Here is an 18242-nt window from a genome sequence, read left to right on the forward strand (position 1 = left end):
GCCCTTGCCCGCCGCATCGGGCAAGGGCGGCACGTTCTCAGTCCCGGCGTAGAAGATCAGGCCTCAACCGGGAGGACATCACCGCGGCGATCGCCACCACCGGGGTACACCACAGAACTCCCGCGCCCGCCGCGACGATGGAAGGCATCGCTGGGGCGAGCAGATCGCGGAAGTTGGCTCCGGTAAGGGAAGTCCAGCTCCAAGCGGTCAGCACCAAGAGCCCGGCGGCAAGCAACAGTCCAATGAGGAGCGAAGCGAGCGACTGCGCGGCTTCGGCCGCGATCAGCAGCCGGCGGGGCGCTCCTATCACCAGAAGGCTCGCGTTATGCCGGCGCGACTCCACTGAGCGGTCGATCGCCGCCACGGTGAACCCCGACATCCCCATGCCGATGGCCACCAGCAACCCGGCGGCAACGAGCGTCAGCACCGCGCCGGTATCGAAGCCCTCGTTGATGTGCCGTGGCCCGGTGATGCGTGACGCCGGTCCAGCACCACTGATCGCGGCGAACAAGGTCTCACTGCCAACGGGACGTGCTTGGAACACCACAGTGGCGTCCACCGCTGGAATCGCGACGACGATATCGGCGGTCTCGTTGTATCGCGGAGCTCCCAAAACCACTTCCGTGCTCGGGACGGTGATATCCGGCCGGGGCTGACCCGTGTTCAGGTCGGTGACAGTCAGCACTGTCCCCGCCGGCACCGCCGTTCCCTGAACGCGCATCAGCGTTCCGTCAACGCAACCTTCGACGCTCGTGAACAAGGCGTTCAAGTTGGCGCAGTCTCCAAAGAGGACATTCACTATCTCGTCGCCATCGTGGCCGAGGTGACGTTCATACGAACCAACGGACATCACGCCGGGTTGTGCGCGCAGGGTCGCGATAAAGCTGGCAGGAGCTCCGTCAAGCTCGTAGCGCGCAATGGTTTCCGCGTCACGGCTGGGGTCATTTCCCAGTACATAGCCGGAGGCGGCAAGCATTCCCGCCCCGGCGACAAAGAACGACACGACAAGCGTGGCCACGAGGCGTGGCGCCACCCCAGGTGAGTGCCGGATTCGCTGCGCCACAAGCGTTATCCATAAGGGTGCCCGCGACATCCGGGCCAACGGAACGGCCAGTAGACGCAGCAGCACCGGCAGGACCACGGGCAGCAGCGCCGCCCCGCCGACCACACCCGCGGCGAAGAGCACCAGATGCAGGAAGCCCACCGGCTGCGGAGCTAGAGCGGCGGCCGCGAGCATCAGAGCTGTCACCCCGAACAGGGGGAGCCGCCACCAGCCGACCGCCTTCGCGGCACCGTTGCGCCGCAAATGCAACGGGTGGGTGACGGAGGACGCGATTCCCAGCGAACTCACCAGGACCGCGAAAACGACGAGTGCTACGCCAATCGCGATCGCTGCCGATAGCGAGATGTGCAGATCCGCGGCGTACCACTGAAATCTGCCGATAGACCAGCCCTGCGAGCCTGCCGCCAAACCTTCAAATAGGGGGTACCCGATAACGGTGCCGACGGCGGTAACGAGTCCAATCTCGACCGCGTTGGCGAGCTGCGCCTGCTGGCGAGTCGCGCCCAATAGCCGCAGCGAGGCAAGCCGTTGATCGCGGACACGCGCCGCCAGGCGTGAGCAGATACCCAGCATGACTCCCAGGGGCGCCAGCATGAACAACGCGAAGGCGAATGTCACGACGACGCCGGGCGTGAGCAGTTGCTCGATAGGTGAACGGCCCAGTGCCGCACCCAGCTGACCGCCAGCGGCACGGCTCGCGTCGGTGCCGAAGCCAGAGATGTAGGCGCCCTGGGGCAGGTCGCTATCTGTGGCGCCAACGTAGGCGACCAGTTCGTCCGGTGCCACCAGTCCGCTGGGCTCGACGTGGCCGACGATGGATTGGGTAAACCTCTTCTTTACCAAGGGATCCGACGCGATCTTGGCGGCCAGTTCCGGCGACACGATGACTTCCCCGGGCCCGGGCAGCCGGGCGACGCCAGGTGGGAGCGGGAAGGCGGGATCCGTCCCGGCAAGGACGACCCGCAATAGTGGCCGGTCGCCGATCGCGTCATAGATCTCCATGCCCCGCAGGCTTCGCACTCCCGGTGCCGGAGGTTCGTCTGACACCACCGGGTGCCGCAAAGCCTGCCTGAGCTCTTGTGCCTCAACCACTCCGGGAACGGCGAGGGCACCGAGCATCAGGGTGCAGCCGACAGCGGCGGCTGCCGCCAGCAGCAGCGACCGGACGATAGCCGCTCGCCCAGCCCCGAGCGTCATGCGCAAGCCGAGCCACAGCCAGGGTGTCAGCCGTTTCATCGCGCACCGCTAATCCGGCCGTCGCGCATGGCGACGACACGATCCGCTTGTGCCGCAACCTCTTCGGCGTGAGTGACGAGTATGACGGTCGCGCCACGCCGGCGAACCGCGTCTGTAAAGGCGGCTAGCACAGCGGATCCAGCCGCCGTGTCCAAGGCCCCGGTGGGCTCGTCAGCGAAGATGATGGCCGGATCGTGGACGAGCGCTCGCGCCACAGCGGCCCGCTGCGCCTGCCCGCCAGAAACCTCGCTCGGACGGCGCCCCGCATGCTTGGTGATGTCAAACTCATCGAGCAGGCTAGCCGCGCGGGACCGGGCTTCCTTTGCCCGGACTCCCTGGAGCCTTAGCGGCAGCTCGACGTTCTCGCGCAGGGTCAGTTCTGGCACCAGGTCTCCGAACTGAAACACGAACCCACAGGACTTCAGTCGCAGACGGCTGCGGCCAGCGTCTGACAGGCTGGTCAGCTCAGTGCCGGCGATCTGGGCGTTGCCCGTGTCCGGCCGGATGATCCCCGCGAGCACATGAAGCAAAGTGGACTTTCCGCAACCGGACGGTCCCGTGACCGCAACGAGTTCCCCTTGCGAAATATCGACATCCACCCCACGTAGAGCGGGTGTCTCGCCAAAGGTCACGGCAAGGCCGATTCCACTTAGGACGCTTGCGGTCATCATCGGCTCCTTTCAGCGAAGTTAGCTGGCGCGGGCTGATGCCCGCGCCAGCTTCGGCTAGCAAACTGATGGCTTGGAAGAATGGAGGCTAAAGCTTTCCGCGTCGTCGTTGGCTCCCCAGCCGAAGGTCGCGCTGATGTCTGAGACATCCGCCTCGGGCCCCAGGCAGAACAGCCGGTTGGTCCAGTCATCGTTTTCCCAGACCACGACCCATTTTCCGGTCTCGTTCTTGACCGAGCTGATCTCGTTGTCGCCGTTCCAGCCGTCGATGTCCATCCGGTTGTTGGACAGGCTCCCGTCGGCGTAGTTGACCCAACGGTCGCCGCTGTAGCCGGAGTCCTCCCACATGCAAACGCGGTTGTCCGCACAGTCACCGGCCGCATAAGCGGGAACACCTGGCAGGAGCACGGCGCCCATTCCGGCGAGGAGCACTGCCAGACGGAACTTCTTCGAATTCGTGTTCATCGTCAATCCTTTGGCGTCTCGTCGGAATTTAGGGGCAGAAGCTTGGCTTGCTGGCGTACAGGCGGAAGCTTTCAGCCTGGTCGTTGAAGCCGTACTGGGCACCGAGGCTGTAGCTGGAGCCGTAAGGCTTGATGCAGACGGTGCCGCCGCTGTAACCGTCATTCGCGTACAGCACGGCCCACTTGTTCGTGGCGTTCTTCAGCGAACTGAACTCGTTGTCGCCGTTCCATCCGCCGATTTCGTAGTTCTGCTGTGAGGAGTTGTTGTCGTACCAGGTGTACCTGTCCTCGGTGTAGTCGACGCTTTCCCAGAAGCAGATGTTGTCCATCGGGCACACGCCATCGGTGTCGGCCGCGTAGGCAGGGCTCGCCACGGCGAGCGGAGCCAATCCCAGCACTGCGGCAGCAATAACAAGGCGAAGTCTTGACATTCCAGTCCTTTCGGTTTGGTCTTTCGGAATGTCAAGAGCTTCGGTCCCGTTCGCATAAGATCAGCGCGGAAGCGGCATAAGGGCCGCACACCCGCCTAGGGCTGGCATAGGTCATCGATCTGGCGCAGGTTGATGGTGTTGAGCACGCCGAGCGCCTTCGCCTGATCCCCGCCCGTTGCCGGAAGATCGGTTTCTGCCTTCTTGATAAGAGACACCACGTCTGTCAGCCCGGCTTTCAGCTGAGCGTCGGTCGTGCTGGCCGCGACCGACTCGATTCCGGCGCGCATGTCCTGCAGCGCCACCACCATTTCCGTCACTGCCGCGGTGACCTTCGTCTTGTCCTTGCCAGCCTCGACAATCTTGGTGAAGGCCTTCATGAACGGTTCGTCTGGCTTGCCATTCGTGCGCACCTTGGCGAACTCCGCGCAGGTCTCCTTCTTAGCCAGCGGCGGCAAGGGAACCCGGCTTGAGGCCACCACGGCAGGTGACGACGAGGTGGCTGACGGATCGCCTGTCCTGCCGCATCCACCGAGGAGCAGTGCGGCGGCAGCACCCAGACCAGCGATAGCCATGAGACGCATGAGTTATCTCCACTTCGTATGAGAAACCTCCATAGCCCAGCTCGCCTGCTGCGGACTCGGCTATGGAGGTTTGGTCAATATAGACGTGCTTCACGCGGCCTGATAGACGAGAACCCCGGGCCGGCGAAAACTGGCTGGCTGCAAGGCCACCTCATCCCGGGCCAAGATGGCGCGCTGTAGTGCCCGGAGCTGGTTACCTGGTTCGATTCCCAGCTGTCCAATGAGGAGTTCCCGCGCCTGGCTAAAGGCCCGCAGCGCCGCGGCGACATCACCGGCGTAGTAGGCGGCCCGCATCAGCTGGCCCCAGGCGTGCTCGCGGGTGGGATTATCCGCGAGGTGTGCGTGGACGGTGCCGACCAGCGTGCTCGCTTCACCGAGCTGCAAGCGGACATCGATCCATTCTTCGAACACGTGCAAGCGTTCCGAATCCACGGCCGCCAGCTGATCCGCCAGCCGCCCTTGAGCGTTAAGGCAACTGCCCGTCGAGGATTTTCCTAACGCGACGGCTTGGCCAAGGGCATCCACGGCCGCTTCGGGTTCACCCGAGGCGAGCAGAGCACGTCCTTTTGCCGCGAGCCGCCGGAACTCATCGATATCGAGTTCCCCCGCCTCGGCCCGAAGGCGATATCCGCCAACGTGCCGTGCGAGTCGTTCTACCCCATCGTGTTGCAGGATTCGGCGCAGCGCACTGACGTGGGTGCGCAGGTTGGCCTGAAACGATGCCGGCGGGTTGTCCCAGAGCACATCGGCGAGCTTGCCGATCGTGACGACGCGGTTCGCTTGCAACATAAGGACCGCCAGGAGCATCCGCTGAATCCGGGAAGTCGGGGTTAGGGGTTCTCCCGCAACGGTTAGCTGGACAGGACCAAGGAGCCTGAGTTCTATACCCATTTGATTTGCCTCCCTCCGTGAGCGCAGTGCAAGGCAAGAGCTTCTATATGGTTAAGCGAGGTAAGTTACGGACAGAGTTATGTTGGTGTGGCGAAACTTCTTCCACTCCATGCTGTTTGCCTCGTTGGGTGCCCGTAGCCCAACGGTGAACTGGGGATGGGTTTGCTGCACGGCCTGGCCTAGAGCGGTGGTGAGGCTGGTGCCCGTGAAGGAGACGACGTAGTCCGGCTGAAGCGTGCCGCAGCCACCGGTTCCGTTGGCGTTGGCATATCTGACGTCAAGCAGCGGCCCAAACTTCGCGGCCGAATTGCCCCATGTCACGGAGTCTTCCGTGCTTATCGCGGTCGAGAAGCTATGCAGCGCAACCGGTGTCGCGTTACAGGAAGCGGAGTGATCGAGCGTGATGATCAGCCTCGCGTCCACGATGTCCCGGCCCTGAAGGGACGAGATTTCCGCCTGCAGAATGCCCCGCCAAACCGAGTTATCGCTGGGGTTCTTACCCACCCGAATGGAGTCTCGGTAACCGCCGGTCCAGTACGAAGTGCCAGGTTGTGCGCTGTTGATAACCGTCCACGTCGTGACGGGAATGTCTACCGTGACCACGGCCACCGGCTGCGGAGAAGACGGCGCGACGCCGGTCATCGCGATTGCCGCTAGCCCCATCGCTAGCGTCAGAGGCGTGAGCCGGGTGAGTAGTCGTGTCATTGAAGGCTCCACTTCGGATTAAAGGATTTGCCAGTCAGAAAGGGCGGGATTCGCTCTGATGGCGCGCTCGACTAAAGCGCGCAATCGATCGCCTGAGTTTTCTGAATCGCTTAACCGGGTAAAGGCTGAGATATCAATTCCGATAGCGCCCGGCGCTACCCGAATATGTTCAAATCCTTCTTCCGGCTTGGAATGCGCCCAAAGCATGTCGGCCACTACCTCAGTTGAGGCACTAAGTGGACGATCAACGGGCGCAACCAGAGTGACGGTGGTCAGCTTCATTGGCTGCGCCCCCTCATCGGCTATGGCGTTGGAGTAGGCGATGGAATGACCCGGTCCCAGTAGTAGCCATCGCCCACGTTGAGCGGGGCGTCGCCGGTCGAAAGGGCCATCGCAAAAGCGGCAATTGTGACCGCGATAAATGTAAATGCAATGATGTATTGAGCTAAGGAAATCCTGGTTCCCATGGCTTTACCCCCGGTTTATTGGTTGTGTTTTTCGTTCTGACTACAGCATGCAAGCCGGGGAAGCGGCTGTCAGTAGTTTCGGGCTGGCACCAAATTGCCTGGCACCTTGATGCCATCTGCGAATTCGTGATCCCCAATTCCCGATGTCTTGCTGCACAATGTGCTCGGCAGGAAACGGGGTTTAACGGGGAGGCAGGAATGCTGGAGTCTTTAGGGCTTTCAGCACAGGCTGAGGTGGTTTACCGAGCCATGCTGGCGAATCCTCGCTGGGGTGTGGCCGAACTCAGCGAGCACATGGCTATTGGCGAGTCCGAGTTACGTTCGATCCTGGATATGCTGGTCGATCTCGCTCTGCTCCGGCCCTCATGGCAAGCAGACGGAACGCTGCGGCTGGTGAGCCCGCAAGCGGGACTGGCTGGACTGTTAGCGCAGGCAGAGGCAGATGTCGCCGAACGTCAGCGCCAGATTGAGGCCACGCGATTAGCTATCGCGGACCTAGCCGCGGCCCACCAGGAAACGCGGGAGCGCATCGATGTCATCAGGCATAGCGACGTTGAATCGGTCCGCACCAGGCTAGAAGAGCTAGCGCACTCGACTAAGTTTGAGTGCCTGTCCTTCAGCCGTGGCGGCGCCAAACGTCCAGAGGGCATCAATGCCGCGAAACCCTTGAACCAGCTCGCCTTAGAGCGGGGGGTGTCCTGTCGCAACATCTACCAGGAAAGCTTTCGCAACGACCCAGCCACGCTGGCGTTCGCTCGCTGGATGGCGGAGTTGGGCAGCAAGAGCCGGATTGTTCCGGTTGTTCCCATGCACATGGTCATTGTCGACCGGGAAGTAGCACTGGTCCCCATCAACCCGGCCGACACAAGCCAGGGTGCACTCGAGATCCACAGCCCGGGAATGGTTGCGGCACTTCATCTCTTGTTCGAGCAGGTGTGGGAATCCGCCACGCCGTTCGGCGAAGCACCGAAAGCGGGCGCCGATGGGCTCGAACCAATAGAGCGCGAACTGATGCGTTTACTCGCGGCAGGGCATACCGACGAGACGGTCGGCAGGAAACTCGGGCTGTCAGTGCGGACGGTCCGCCGTCTCATGGCGGAGCTGACACAGCAGCTCGGGGCCAACAGCCGCTTTCAGGCCGGGGTGGAGGCCGCCCGTCGCGGGTGGCTTTGACCTGCCGCATTCCGTGTGTTCACACGGCGTTCACCCCATGGCCGGACCGGGCTTATTTGAGCTGCCTACGGTCCGGCCATGGACAACAACCACCCCAAACTCCTGCCTCTGTTAGGTGGGCACAGCGGCGGCAGCAGGTCGGCTATGACCTGCATTTACCGCTGTGGCAACGCTTGCAGCCACCCCGCGCCGAACACCACGAGCAACGAATATTTTGGTGATCTCGTCAAGACGGAAATGTCGAGGCGAGGCGTCATCGCCTCCGGCGCGGGTGCGGTCGCGCTCGGCGTCGTGGGTGGTGGCTTGCTGGCGACCCCGGCCGCCGCGCACGGTGGCGGCAACGGTCACGGTCACGGCCGTCCGCGTGGGCTTGGCTTCACGGCGATTCCGTCGTCAACGGCAGACGCGATCGTCGTGCCGCAGGGTTACGAGCACAGCGTTCTGATCAAGTGGGGTGACCCGGTCGTCCCGGGCGCTCCCGCTTTCAACGCCGCCGCGCAAACCGGCGAGGCGCAGTCGAAGCAGTTCGGCTACAACGCCGACTTCGTCGCCGTGCTGCCACTCGACCACAACAGCGCCTTGCTCGTGGTGAACCACGAATACACCAACGAAGAGCTGATGTTCCCCGGCTTCACGAGCCTGGATGCCCTTACCCCAGACCAGTTGCGGGCCGCGATCGCCGCGCACGGGCTGGCCGTCGTCGAGCTTGAGCGCCACCGGCACAACGGTGAGTGGCGGGTCGTCAAGTCGGGCCGCCGCCCTTACAACCGGCGGATTACCGCACTTTCCACCAAGTTCGCGATGACCGGCCCGGCCGCTGGTTCAGCTTTGCTGCGCACGGCCGCCGACCCCTCGGGCAAGGTCGTCATCGGCACCCTGAACAACTGTGCCGGTGGCGTGACCCCGTGGGGCACCATCCTTTCCGGCGAGGAGAACTTCAACCAGTATTTCATCGGTGGCGACGGCGTCCCCGCCGAAACCAAGCCGGCCCTCAACCGCTACGGCATCTCGACGACCACGCGGTACCCGGCTGACAGCCGCAAGTGGGACCGGGTGGACACCCGGTTCGATCTGACCGCCAACCCCAATGAGGCCAACAGGTTCGGCTGGATCGTCGAGGTCGACCCGTTTGATCCGTCGTCCACGCCCCGCAAGCACACCGCGCTGGGCCGGTTCAAGCACGAGGGCGCCAACGTCACGGTCGCCCGCAACGGCAAGGTTGTCGCTTACATGGGCGACGACGAGCGGTTCGACTACATGTACAAATTCGTGTCGCACAAGCGAATGATCCCGGGCAACTCGTGGTGGGCGCGCAAGCACAACTTGACCCTGCTGGAGTCGGGTGACCTTTACGTCGCCAAGCTCGAGTTCACCAGCGCCGGCGAGATCGATGGCAGCGGCAAGCTGCCTACCGACGGTGCGTTCAACGGGCGCGGGGTATGGCTGCCGCTCGTCAAGGACGGCAAGTCCATGGTGGACGGTATGACGGTCGACCAGGTGCTCGTGCACACGCGTCTGGCTGCCGACAAGCTGTCACCGACCAAAATGGACCGCCCCGAGGACGTGGAACCCAACCCGGTCAACGGAAAGATCTACGTCGCGCTGACGAACAACACCCAGCGCGGCACGGCTGGCCGTGCACCGGCCGACGAAGCCAACCCGCGCAACGGAAACAAGCACGGGCACATCTTCGAAATCACTGAGGATGGCGACAACTACGCGGGCACCACGTTCAGCTGGACGGTCCCAATCGTTTGTGGCGACCCGGCTTCTCCGGACACCTACTTCATGGGCTACGACAAGACCAAGGTCTCTAAGATTTCGTGCCCGGACAATGTGGCGTTCGACCTCGCCGGAAACCTTTGGATCGCGACTGACGGTGCCCCCAGCGCGGCGCAGATCAACGATGGCCTCTTCGCCACCGAGCTCACCGGCCCGGAAGCGGGTCACGTCAAGCAGTTCCTCAGTGTGCCCAAGGGTGCCGAGTGCTGCGGCCCGTTCATTTACGAGGACGGTAAGTCGGTCTTCATCGCCGTGCAGCACCCGGGCGAGATCTCGGGTGCTACCTACGACAACCCCGCCAGCTTCTGGCCCGACGGCGGCCCGGCCAAACCCGGCGTTGTCGTGACCTGGAAGCGTGACGGCGGGTTGATCGGCTCTTAAGCCGCCGTGACATTAGGGGCTGGCGCGGGCGTTAACGCCCGGGCCAGCCCCTGTGCCGTTTTCATCAGGTTCTCGCGGAGGACCGGTGCCTTTTTCATCAGATCAGCGGCGGGAAGCGCACAAGCCACGACATAGCGCTGATGCAGTTCGCCACTGCCGATAACGGTCACTCCGGCACAGGCTAAGCCGGGCCGGAACTGTCCAATCTCGACCTGCATGCCGCGCCGCAGGCCCGCGGCCAGATCCGCCTCTAGCGCCTGTGGGGAACGCAAAGTCGCCTGTGTGTACGCCCGCATGCCTTGCTCCCGCAGATATTGCGCCCGCTGGCGCGGGTCGAGCGTGGCAAGCAGGCTCTTTCCCAGCGCGGTGGCGTGTGCCCCGTCGTCGAACCCGGGCAGTAAGTCTTCAACGTAAGGCGAGTGTGGGCCTTCGGCGGCAGCGGCGATGGCGACGCGTCCATTCACGAACGTCGCGATGTAGTGGCTGTATCCGGTGTCCGCCGCGGCGCGCCGCAGAACCTCGCCCACCTCAGCGGGACCACGCATAGCGACGACAAGCTCACGGAAACGATCGGCGACGGCGAGGCCGAGCATGTAACCGCCGTCTTCACGGCGCAGCACGTAGCCGGTGTGTGCCAAGGTCCGGAGCATGCGGTAGGCGGCGGCGACGGTGATGTCACACCGGCGCGCGATCTGCTTTGTGGTCAGCCCATAGGGCGATTCACCCACCACCTCGAGGACCCGCAGCGCACGTGCGACGCTGCCGACGAGATCCGATGGCGGTACAGCGGATTCCCTCACCGCACACCTCCCCACTCGCCACTCACCATAGGCAAGTGAGAGCCGAACGTGAAGGGGCTATTACGTTTAGCTGGTTCGGTCCGCAATTACATCGCAGAGCGATTCAAGTGCCCTTCGCGCCGCAACATCAGGTAAGGGCTGCAGCTGGCGACGTGCCAGCTCGGCGTAACCACGCACGGTCTCGCGGGCTTGTTTCAACGCGGAACTGTCACGCAGCAGCTCAAGGGCTTCGGCATGCAAATCGTCGTCGATGAGCGGCCCGCTGGTAAGCAGTTCCCGCAACCGAAGCGCGGCCGGATCACCGTCCTGACTGGACAGTGCGTAAAGCACCGGAAGTGTGGCAATGCCTTCTCGCAGGTCTGTTCCCGGAGTCTTTCCGGAATCAGTGGAATCGCTGGAGATATCAAGCAAATCGTCAGATAGCTGGAAGGCGAGCCCCAGCGTTTCGCCATAGGCCGTTACCGCTTCGACCACGGAAGAAGGCGAGCCCGAGAACATCGCACCGAAGCGGGCGCACGTCGCGATCAGCGATCCCGTCTTGTCGGCCAGCACCCGCAAGTGGTGGTGAACCGGGTCAGCCTCGCGTGGGCCGACCGTTTCGGCGATCTGACCCTGCACGAGCCGGGCGAACGTTTGCGCCTGAATGCGCACGGCGTCGGTGCCCAGGCCCGCTGAGATCTCGGCTGCCCGGGCGAACAGATAGTCGCCGACAAGAATCGCGAGCGAGTTGCCCCAGCGCGCGTTGGCGCTCACCGCACCACGGCGCAGGCTCGCCTCGTCCATGACGTCGTCGTGATAGAGCGTGGCCAGGTGCGTCAGCTCAAGGACCGTCGCGGCGTCGATGAGCTCACGCCGGTTGGGATCGCCGAAGTGGGAGGTGACGGCGACGAGCATCGGCCGGAAGCGCTTGCCTCCGGCGGCGAGCAAATGCTGCGCCGCCTCCGTGACGTAAGGATCGGCGGTCTCTGCCGCTTCCCGCAGTCGTGCCTCGACCTGTTCGAGGCTGCTGGCAACAGCAGCCTCGAGAACAGGGTCGGTGTAGGAGACCCCGGCTATGCGCGCTGTCCGGCCATTCACGCTGTTCACCCTACCGAATGAACGCCGCGGCCTTGTCGGCGAGATCTAGCAGCAGCCCCGGTGCCACCCCGAGCACGAGCGTGGCGATCGTGCCGACGCCGAGCGCGGTGCTGGTGAGAACGCCCGGCAGCGAAACGCTGGGCGTGCTCTCTCCCGGCTCCGAGAGCCACATCATCACGACAACCCGCAGGTAAGGGAAGGCAAGAATGATGCTGCTAATCACACCGAAAATCACGAGCCAGGTCTGGCCACCGTCCACGGCAGCCCCGAAGACGCTCAGTTTCGCCATGAATCCACTGGTCAGCGGAATGCCGGCGAAGGCGAGCAGCAGGAAGGTGAAGATCCCGGCGAACAGCGGCGACCGGGCGCCCAGGCCAGCCCAGCGCGACAGGTGCGTGGCCTCACCATCGGCGTCGCGAACCAGCGTGATCAGGGCGAACGCCGCGATCACGGTCAGGCCATAGGCGACGAGATAGAACAGCACGCTCTGCAAGCCAAGCTGACCGCCCGCGAGCACCCCGATGAGCAGGTAACCCGCGTTGGCCACCGAGGAGTAGGCGAGCAGCCGCTTGAGGTCGGTCTGGGTAACCGCGAGCACGGCACCCACCATGACGGTCAGCGCCGCGATGGCGCCGAGCACGGGAGTGAACTGCCAGCCGAGTCCGTCGAAACCAACGTAGAGAACGCGGATCAAGCCACCGAAAGCGGCGGCCTTGGTGCACGCCGCCATGAACGCGGTGACGGGGGTCGGCGCCCCTTGGTACACATCGGGGGTCCAAACATGGAACGGTGCGGCCGCGACCTTGAACAGGAGCCCGATGGCCAGCAGACCCAAGCCCGTGATGAGCAGTGTGATGTTGCCCGCGCCGACGGCGGCGGCCGTGTGAATCGACGCGAAGTCGACCGCCTTGGCATAGCCGTAGACCAGGGCGACGCCGAACAGGAAGAAGGCCGAGGCGTAGGCGCCGAGCAAGAAGTACTTGAGCGCGGCTTCCTGTGACAGCAGCCGCTTGCGGCGCGCGAGGGCGCACAGCAGGTAAAGCGGCAGCGAGAACACTTCCAGCGCCACGAACATCGTCAGCAGATCGTTGGCCGCGACGAAAAGCAGCATGCCCGCCAAGGAGAACAGCGCTAGCGGGTACACCTCGGTGGAACCAAGGCTCTTCGCGGCCTGCTCTTTGTCCTTTTCGGACCCCACGGTTACCGCGGCCTGGGCCACGAACGCGCCACCCTGTTCGAGGGTCCGCTCACCGAAGATGAGCAGCGACACGAAGGCGAGCACCAACAGTGAGCCCTGCAGGAACAGCGCCGCCTTGTCGATCGTGATGGCACCGCCGGCCGTGATCGCGTTGGCCGCGGTCACGTTGCCGGCCCGCTTGACCACGAACACCATCGCGGCGATCACGGCGGCCAGGCTGAACAGCAGCTGCGTGATGTTGCGAGCGCGCCGCGGCACGAACGCCTCGATGAGCACACCCAAACATGCCGCGCCGAAAAGGATCAGCAGCGGCATGATGGCCGCGTAATCCATCGGGGGAAGCTTCACCATGTCATTTACCTGCCTGTACCGGGTTGATGTCGGCGATAGTCGCTTCCACCGCTGGGTTAATCACGTCAAGCACTGGCTGCGGATAGAACCCGAGCACCAGCAGGAAGGCGATCAGCGGGGCTACCACGATCATTTCCCGCTTCGTGAGGTCGCGCTTCATGGCGTCCACTGTGGACAGTGCCGGATTGAGCGTGCCCTGCGTTGTCCGCTGCACCATCCACAGCACGTAGGCCGCGGCGAGGATGATGCCGATGGTCGCGATGACAGCGACCGTCTTGTTCACCTTGAACGTTCCGGCGAGAACCAGGAACTCGCTGACGAACGGGGCCAGACCAGGAAGCGCGAGCGATGCCATGCCAGCGAAGAAGAAGATGCCCGCTAGCAATGGCAGGAGTTTGCCCGCCCCGCCGAAGTCGTTGACGTGCGTGCTGCCGCGCCGGGCTACGAACATGCCGACCACGAGGAACAGCAGCCCGGTCGCCAGACCGTGGTTGATCATGTAAAGGACGGCACCGCTGCCGGCCTGAATGCTGAACACGAAGATCCCGATGCCGATGAAGCCGAAGTGGGCGATCGACGTGTAGCTGACGAGCCGCTTCAAGTCGTTCTGGCCAACGGCTAGCAGCGCGGCGTAGATGATGCCGACCAACGCGAGCGCGATCGCCAGTGGCGCGAAGTATTTCGACGCTTCAGGGAACAGCGGCAAGCAGTAGCGCAGGATGCCAAACGTGCCGACCTTGTCCATGACACCGACGAGGAGCGCGGCGATGCCGGCCGGTGCCGCACCACCCGCGTCAGGAAGCCAGGTGTGGAACGGGAAGAACGGCGCCTTGATGGCGAAGGCCAGGAAGAAGCCGAGGAACAGCCAGCGCCCGACACCGGAATCGATGTCGGCGTTCACCAGCTGCTGCCAGTCAAACGTGTGTCCACCCACGACCCACAGGCCAACGACGGCCGCCAGCATGAACAGACCGCCGACGAGCGAGTAGAGGAAGAACTTCACCGCGGCGTAGTGGCGCTGCTTGGTCGGGACGTCCTTGCTGAACGAGCCGATGAGGAAATACATCGGGACCAGCATGACTTCGAAGAAGAGGTAGAACAGCAGCACGTCAGCCGAGGCGAACGCGCCAATCATCGTGCCTTCCAGCGCGAGGATGAGCGCGAAGTAGGCCGGAACGCTGCGCTTGCCACTGTTGTCGAGGTCGTGCCAGCTCGCCAGGATCACGATCGGCACCAGCAAAGCGGTCAGCGCCAGCATCACCAGCCCGATGCCGTCAGCGGCGAAGCTGAACTTGGCGTCCCAGGCGGGAATCCAGGTGTAGGACTCCTCCAGCCGCATCCGGCCGCTGTCACTGCGGTAGGCGATCCAAGCCGCGACAGCCAGTCCAAACACGATCAGCGAGATGACCAGCGCCAGCTGCTTTGCCAGCTGTGGTTTCGTGCGCGGCACGAATGCCACCAGCAGTGCCCCGATCAGGGGCACCACGGTCAAGAGCGACAAGTATTTCATCCGAGCCTCACTGCGAGGAGAGCGCCGAGCACGAGCACGCCGCCCGCGAGCATGGATAGGGCGTAGGAGCGCACGAAGCCGGTTTGCAGCCGCCGCAGCCGGCCCGACCCACCGCCGACGAGCGCCGCGAGTCCATTCACGACACCGTCGATGCCCTTGTTGTCGACGTAGACCAGAGCCCGGGTCAGCCAGCTGCCCGGCTTCTCGAACACCGCTTCGTTGAACGCGTCGGTGTAGAGGTTGGCCCGCGCCGCCCGCACCACCGGGCCAGCGGGCTGCGGCTCCAAAGCGGTGCCGCGCCGGAACAACGCCCAGGCGAGCCCGGCACCTAGCACGGTCAGCACCAGCGAAAGCACCGTGATCGCGGTGTGGCCAAGAACGCCGTGGACCTCTTCTGCCGGAGCGGCCGGCAAGGGCGGCTCCAGCCACTTCGCGACCGGGGAGGCCATCAGGCCACCGGCCACAACCGAGCCAATTGCCAACAGCACCAAGGGAATCCACATGACAGCCGGGGACTCGTGCGGGTGCTGTCCGTCGGTCCACCGCTTCGGGCCGTGGAACGTCAAGACAAACAACCGGGTCATGTAGAAGGCCGTCAAGCCCGCGCCCAGGAGCGCGGCTCCACCGAACACCCAGGACTTCCACGCGTCGTGCTGCTCGAAAGCGGCCGCGATGATGGGTTCCTTGGTGAAGAAGCCGCTCAGCGGCGGCAAACCGATGATGGCCAGCCAGCCCATCATGAAGGTCAGCCAGGTGATCTTCATGTACTTGGCGAGCCCACCGAACCGTCTAATGTCGACTTGATCCTGCATCCCGTGCATGACCGAGCCGGCCCCGAGGAACATGTTGGCCTTGAAGAAGCCGTGCGCCAGCAGGTGGATGATCGCCAGTGCGTAGGCGCCACCGCCCAGGCCAACGCCGAGGAACATGTAGCCGATCTGTGAAACCGTCGACCAGGCGAGCACGCGCTTGATGTCGTCCTTGGCCGCGCCGATGATGCAGCCCATCAGCAGCGTGAGCGCACCGACGCTGACGACGATCAGCTGCAGCGTGCTGTTGGCCGAGAAGATCGGGTTGGACCGGGCGATGAGGTAAACACCGGCGGTCACCATCGTCGCGGCGTGGATGAGCGCCGAAACCGGTGTGGGGCCTTCCATCGCGTCGGGCAACCATGCCTGAAGCGGGAACTGGCCCGACTTTCCGCACGCACCGAGGAGCAGCAGCAGACCGAGCACGAGAACCGTGCCGGTGGTCAGGGCACCAACTTGCGAGAACACCTGGTTGTAGTTCACCGTGCCGAGCTGAGCCAGCATGAGGAAGATGGCGATCGCGAAACCTGCGTCACCGACGCGGTTCATGAGGAACGCCTTCTTGCCCGCGGTCGCGGCCGAAGGACGGTTGTACCAGAAGGAAATCAGCAAGTACGACGCCAGACCGACGCCTTCCCAGCCGAGGTAGAGCATCACGTAGTTGTTGCCTAGCACCAGCAACAGCATCGCCGCGACGAAGAGGTTGAAGTAGCCGAAGAACCGGCGGCGGCCCTCATCGTGTGCCATGTAGCCGACGGCGTACAGGTGGATCAGCGAGCCGACGCCCGTGATCAGCAGCACGAAGACCGCGGTGAGCGGGTCAAACAACAGTCCAAAGTCGATAGTCATATCGCCGGACTTGAAGAAGGTCCACAGTGTCTGCTCGGCGGCCCGGCCCGGCAAATCACGCAGCCCAAAGAAGGCGATCAATCCAAGCACAAAGCTGGCGGCAGGCGCGAGGACGCCGAGCCAGTGACCCCAGCGATCGGCCTTGCGCCCGGCCAGGAGCAGCACGGCTGCCGAAGCCGCTGGAATCGCGATCAGCAGCCAAAGATTAGAAAGCATGTCGTCCTCAGTACTTCAGCAGGTTCGCGTCATCGACGCTGGCGGAGCGCCGAGTCCGGAAGATCAACATGATGATGGCGAGCCCGATCACGACCTCGGCCGCGGCGACCACCATGGCGAAGAACGCCATGATCTGCCCGTCCAGCGTGCCGTTGATCCGGCTGAAGGTCACCAGCGCGAGGTTCGCGGCGTTGAGCATGAGCTCGACACACATGAACAGCACGATGGCGTTGCGCCGGACCAGTACGCCGACAGCGCCAATGCTGAACAGCACCGCGGCCAGCACGATGTACCACATCGGAGTCATGATTAGGCTCCTCCAGTGAGCGTGGGCTTGTCAGCCTTCTCCGCCGCCGTGAGTTCCCGCGTGGGCAGGATCGGCGAAATGCTGCGCTGCGACGGGTTTCCGTCGGGAAGCTTGGCCGGAGTCGCCACCGAGTTGGACGTGGCGAAGACGCCCGGTCCCGGCTTCGGCCCGGGGTAGTTGCCCGGCAGGAACCGCTCGCGCATCTTGGCGACCTGACCCACGGCCTTCACACCGCTCTTCTCCTGGTGCGCCAGGATCATGGCACCGACCGCTGCCGTGATGAGCAGGGCGCTGGTGACTTCGAAGGCGAAAACGTAGTTGGTGAAGATCAGCTTGGCGAGGCCCTGGACGTTGCCGTCCTTGTTAGCCGCCTCCAGCCCGACCACCGTGTAGTCGCGGGTGGCTTGGTAGATCCCGGTTGCCATCAGGCCGGCCAGACCGACGCCGAGCAGCGTGCCCACGACTTTCTGTCCCCGCAATGTTTCGATGACCGAGTCGGAGGCATCCCTGCCGACCAGCATGAGCACGAAGAGGAACAGCATCATGATGGCGCCGGTGTAGACGATGATCTGCACCATGCCGATGAACGGTCCGGCTTGGACGATGTAGAACACCCCGAGGCTCAGCATGGTCAGGATCAGCCACAGCGCCGAGTGCACCGCGTTTCGGGCCAGGACCATGCCCAGCGCGCCGATCACCGCCAGCGGCGCCAGGATGAAGAAGGTGATGATCTCACCCGTTTGCACTGCGCTCATGAACGCTTCTCCGCTCCCGCTGACACGCCTGGGTTCGTCAGCGCGCCCAGGTAGTAGTCCTTTTCGGAGTCTCCGAGGCGCATCGCGTGCGGCGGCTGCTCCATGCCGGGCAGCAGCGGCGCGAGCAGCTGCTCCTTCGTGAAGATCAGATCCTTGCGGTTGTCGCGCGCCAACTCGTATTCGTTGCTCATCGTCAGCGATCGCGTCGGGCACGCCTCGATGCACAGCCCGCAGAAGATGCAGCGCGCGTAGTTGATCTGATAGACGCTGGCGTAACGCTCACCCGGGGAGTAACGCTGATCCTCGGTGTTGTCACCGCCCTCGACATAGATCGCGTCCGCCGGGCAGGCCCACGCGCACAGTTCGCAGCCGATGCACTTCTCCAGGCCGTCAGGGTGACGGTTGAGGATGTGGCGGCCGTGGTAACGCGGCGCCGTCGCGTCCGGCTTTTCTGGGTATTTAGTGGTGACGGTCTTCTTGAACATGTGCGAGAACGTGACACCAAAACCCTTAACCGCATCAAGCATT

At 63.8% G+C, this 18242-nt stretch carries 18 protein-coding genes; 2 read left to right on the plus strand and 16 right to left on the minus strand.

Annotated features, from left to right (window positions below):
* Positions 1 to 37: 37 nt before the first annotated feature.
* The 8 genes from A3E1_RS0137915 to A3E1_RS47625 all read right to left on the minus strand — a co-directional run bounded on the left by A3E1_RS0137915 (position 38) and on the right by A3E1_RS47625 (position 6321).
* A complete protein-coding gene (locus tag A3E1_RS0137915) occupies positions 38 to 2299 on the minus strand; it encodes an FtsX-like permease family protein (RefSeq protein WP_020526059.1) in 2262 nt (753 codons plus the stop codon).
* Positions 2296 to 2967: an ABC transporter ATP-binding protein gene (locus A3E1_RS0137920; protein ID WP_020526060.1), complete on the minus strand. Its 672-nt coding sequence runs from the start codon at positions 2965 to 2967 to the stop codon at positions 2296 to 2298. Before A3E1_RS0137920 ends, A3E1_RS0137915 begins: the two co-directional genes overlap by 4 nt.
* Before the next feature lie 57 nt (positions 2968 to 3024).
* Positions 3025 to 3432 (minus strand): peptidase inhibitor family I36 protein, encoded by a 408-nt coding sequence (locus tag A3E1_RS0137925; protein WP_020526061.1) that lies wholly within the window; start codon positions 3430 to 3432, stop codon positions 3025 to 3027.
* Positions 3433 to 3460: 28 nt separating this feature from the next.
* Positions 3461 to 3862 carry a peptidase inhibitor family I36 protein gene (locus A3E1_RS0137930; RefSeq protein WP_083929801.1) on the minus strand — a complete coding sequence of 134 codons (402 nt, stop codon included), beginning with the start codon at positions 3860 to 3862 and terminating at the stop codon, positions 3461 to 3463.
* Between the two features lie 95 nt (positions 3863 to 3957).
* Complete coding sequence (locus tag A3E1_RS0137935) at positions 3958 to 4443, minus strand: hypothetical protein (protein WP_020526063.1); 486 nt, start codon at positions 4441 to 4443, stop codon at positions 3958 to 3960.
* 90 nt (positions 4444 to 4533) lie between these two features.
* Positions 4534 to 5334 (minus strand): AfsR/SARP family transcriptional regulator, encoded by an 801-nt coding sequence (locus tag A3E1_RS0137940; protein WP_040393191.1) that lies wholly within the window; start codon positions 5332 to 5334, stop codon positions 4534 to 4536.
* A gap of 51 nt (positions 5335 to 5385) precedes the next feature.
* A complete protein-coding gene (locus tag A3E1_RS0137945) occupies positions 5386 to 6039 on the minus strand; it encodes a hypothetical protein (protein ID WP_020526065.1) in 654 nt (217 codons plus the stop codon).
* Positions 6040 to 6057: 18 nt separating this feature from the next.
* On the minus strand, positions 6058 to 6321 hold the full coding sequence (locus A3E1_RS47625) for a hypothetical protein (protein WP_157631985.1): 264 nt from the start codon (positions 6319 to 6321) through the stop codon (positions 6058 to 6060).
* Positions 6322 to 6704: 383 nt separating this feature from the next.
* Between A3E1_RS47625 and A3E1_RS0137950 the strand changes: the two genes are divergently transcribed.
* Both A3E1_RS0137950 and A3E1_RS0137955 read left to right on the plus strand, forming a co-directional pair.
* Positions 6705 to 7679, plus strand: coding sequence for a helix-turn-helix transcriptional regulator (locus A3E1_RS0137950; RefSeq protein ID WP_020526066.1), 975 nt, complete (start codon positions 6705 to 6707; stop codon positions 7677 to 7679).
* A gap of 78 nt (positions 7680 to 7757) precedes the next feature.
* The gene (locus A3E1_RS0137955; RefSeq protein ID WP_020526067.1) at positions 7758 to 9842 is read left to right on the plus strand and encodes a PhoX family protein; all 2085 of its coding nucleotides are present in this window, start codon (positions 7758 to 7760) and stop codon (positions 9840 to 9842) included.
* Here A3E1_RS0137955 and A3E1_RS0137960 read toward each other — a convergent pair.
* The 8 genes from A3E1_RS0137960 to nuoI all read right to left on the minus strand — a co-directional run bounded on the left by A3E1_RS0137960 (position 9839) and on the right by nuoI (position 18241).
* Positions 9839 to 10642, minus strand: a complete 804-nt coding sequence (locus A3E1_RS0137960; RefSeq protein ID WP_020526068.1) for an IclR family transcriptional regulator — start codon at positions 10640 to 10642, stop codon at positions 9839 to 9841. The genes A3E1_RS0137955 and A3E1_RS0137960 overlap by 4 nt on opposite strands.
* Before the next feature lie 66 nt (positions 10643 to 10708).
* Positions 10709 to 11698 (minus strand): polyprenyl synthetase family protein, encoded by a 990-nt coding sequence (locus A3E1_RS0137965; protein ID WP_245571561.1) that lies wholly within the window; start codon positions 11696 to 11698, stop codon positions 10709 to 10711.
* Between the two features lie 31 nt (positions 11699 to 11729).
* Positions 11730 to 13268, minus strand: a complete 1539-nt coding sequence (nuoN, locus tag A3E1_RS0137970) for an NADH-quinone oxidoreductase subunit NuoN (protein ID WP_020526070.1) — start codon at positions 13266 to 13268, stop codon at positions 11730 to 11732.
* 1 nt (position 13269) lies between these two features.
* Positions 13270 to 14778, minus strand: coding sequence for an NADH-quinone oxidoreductase subunit M (locus A3E1_RS0137975; protein ID WP_020526071.1), 1509 nt, complete (start codon positions 14776 to 14778; stop codon positions 13270 to 13272).
* Positions 14775 to 16652: an NADH-quinone oxidoreductase subunit L gene (gene nuoL / locus A3E1_RS0137980; RefSeq protein ID WP_020526072.1), complete on the minus strand. Its 1878-nt coding sequence runs from the start codon at positions 16650 to 16652 to the stop codon at positions 14775 to 14777. Before nuoL ends, A3E1_RS0137975 begins: the two co-directional genes overlap by 4 nt.
* A gap of 7 nt (positions 16653 to 16659) precedes the next feature.
* Positions 16660 to 16959, minus strand: a complete 300-nt coding sequence (nuoK, locus tag A3E1_RS0137985; protein ID WP_020526073.1) for an NADH-quinone oxidoreductase subunit NuoK — start codon at positions 16957 to 16959, stop codon at positions 16660 to 16662.
* Positions 16960 to 16961: 2 nt separating this feature from the next.
* Positions 16962 to 17714 carry an NADH-quinone oxidoreductase subunit J gene (locus tag A3E1_RS0137990; RefSeq protein ID WP_020526074.1) on the minus strand — a complete coding sequence of 251 codons (753 nt, stop codon included), beginning with the start codon at positions 17712 to 17714 and terminating at the stop codon, positions 16962 to 16964.
* Complete coding sequence (gene nuoI, locus A3E1_RS0137995; RefSeq protein WP_020526075.1) at positions 17711 to 18241, minus strand: NADH-quinone oxidoreductase subunit NuoI; 531 nt, start codon at positions 18239 to 18241, stop codon at positions 17711 to 17713. Before nuoI ends, A3E1_RS0137990 begins: the two co-directional genes overlap by 4 nt.
* Position 18242 lies beyond the last annotated feature (1 nt).

The sequence above is a fragment of the Catelliglobosispora koreensis DSM 44566 genome (genome assembly GCF_000379685.1).
In the GTDB taxonomy this organism is placed as follows: domain Bacteria; phylum Actinomycetota; class Actinomycetes; order Mycobacteriales; family Micromonosporaceae; genus Catelliglobosispora; species Catelliglobosispora koreensis.